This window comes from Bartonella sp. AP88HLJMH (genome assembly GCF_042195605.1).
Lineage (GTDB): Bacteria > Pseudomonadota > Alphaproteobacteria > Rhizobiales > Rhizobiaceae > Bartonella.
In genome coordinates this window covers 1,589-3,000 of sequence record NZ_JBHIOR010000049.1, presented here as the reverse complement: position 1 = coordinate 3,000, position 1,412 = coordinate 1,589, and the positions used below count along the sequence as shown (strand labels likewise).

At 41.6% G+C, this 1,412-nt stretch carries 3 protein-coding genes; all 3 read left to right on the top strand.

Annotated features, from left to right (window positions below):
* The first annotated feature begins 119 nt into the window (after window positions 1–119).
* The gene (locus tag ACFIMA_RS09260; RefSeq protein WP_375654097.1) at window positions 120–500 is read left to right on the top strand and encodes a hypothetical protein; all 381 of its coding nucleotides are present in this window, start codon (window positions 120–122) and stop codon (window positions 498–500) included.
* Between the two features lie 11 nt (window positions 501–511).
* Window positions 512–892 carry a hypothetical protein gene (locus tag ACFIMA_RS09255; protein ID WP_375611028.1) on the top strand — a complete coding sequence of 127 codons (381 nt, stop codon included), beginning with the start codon at window positions 512–514 and terminating at the stop codon, window positions 890–892.
* An 11-nt stretch (window positions 893–903) separates the two neighbouring features.
* The coding region (locus ACFIMA_RS09250; RefSeq protein WP_375693767.1) for a hypothetical protein at window positions 904–1,412 on the top strand (509 nt) is incomplete at its 3' end.

The window sequence follows — 1,412 nt, the reverse complement described above, 5'->3', positions numbered from 1 at the left end:
ATGAAGAAAACCCGTTTCAAATTTCCAAATAGCTCTCAAGCAGCGCAAGATTTTGGAACGATTGTTATCCCCACCTACAGTGGTGAACCTGATAATTAATCATAGGGAGGAAGCAAGACATGGCAGATCAATTACCACCTCCACTACAGGGGAGAAATCTTCACACCCAACAGGTGAGTTTCTTACGTTTGAATATCTCGCATAAAGATAAGCATCTCACAACGAAAATAGGGATATTACCTCGTGGCGCTTTGATCACTTCGATGAAGGCTTTTGTCAAGACCGCGTTTTCTGAGGCAAAATTAAAGATAGGCAGCACCTATGGAGGCAATGAGTTCAGTGAAAAAGACATCAAAGCCCAAGGCACGCAAGATTTTACGCCAACAGATCAAAAGTCTTTTGTTGCAGATGATAAGGAGATGACCCTTTATGCAACACGGGATAAAACAACTGCGGCTGGTGAGTGTGTTGTGGTTGTGCAATTCGTAACAAATCATTGAGGGGATAAGACATGGCAGATTATTTACCACAGCCCTTGCAAGGGAGAAATCTTCATACCCAGCAGGTAAGCTTTTTGCGGCTTAATTTTAGCTATGAAGATAAAGAAAACGCTATGAGAATAGGTACGCTACCTCGTGGTGCTTTGATTACTTCAATTAAAGTGTTTGTTAAGACAGCATTTTCGGACACAAAGGTCAAAATAGGCAGCACTGCTGGAGGGACTGAGTTTGGTGAAGCGGAAATCAAACAACAGGCAGTAAAAGAGGTTAAGCCCACCAATCAGAAGGAATTTGTCCCTTATGATGAAGAGGTCACTCTCTATGCTAAAGCGGACAAAACAGTACAAGCTGGTCAAGCAAGTATAGTCGTTGAATTTGTGACTAATCACTGAGAGGTATTTTGATGACACGTCATTATATTCGGGTTAAAACCGGAGGACCGATACCAGTAAAGCGAGATGTTTATCGTCATAAGAGAACACTTTCGCACTTAGTGTCGGTTATTCAAGATGAGATTGATGACATAGCCGATGAGTATGTTCAACAAATCCAAGAAAGCATTTTTGCAGCTATTCGTTTTTGTGAACGGGAGACCTTTTACTTTAACGAAAGCCGTGATGTGGTGTTTGAGACACGGGCGGGACAAGGTGTTTATGATGCAAGCGCTACCCGCCATATCGAAAGTGCTGTTAAAATCAAAAACGTTTATCTAAGTTCTGATCAACATCATAAGTTTGCCTTGGAGTGTAAGGACTATGTTTCTTTAGAGCCTTTGTTATCATCAGAGCAGCAAGGAACGCCGGTTTGTTACAGTTATTTTGATAGGAAATTACATCTTTATCCCACGCCGGATAAAGCCTATCAGATTCAACTCATTCTCTCTCCATTGCGTTTATCAGAGATAGAGAGTGT

Excerpts from the sequence above, each read along its gene's own strand:
- ACFIMA_RS09260 (WP_375654097.1), top strand. The coding sequence starts at position 120 with ATGGCAGATCAATTACCACCTCCACTACAGGGGAGAAATCTTCACACC.
- ACFIMA_RS09255 (WP_375611028.1), top strand. The coding sequence starts at position 512 with ATGGCAGATTATTTACCACAGCCCTTGCAAGGGAGAAATCTTCATACC.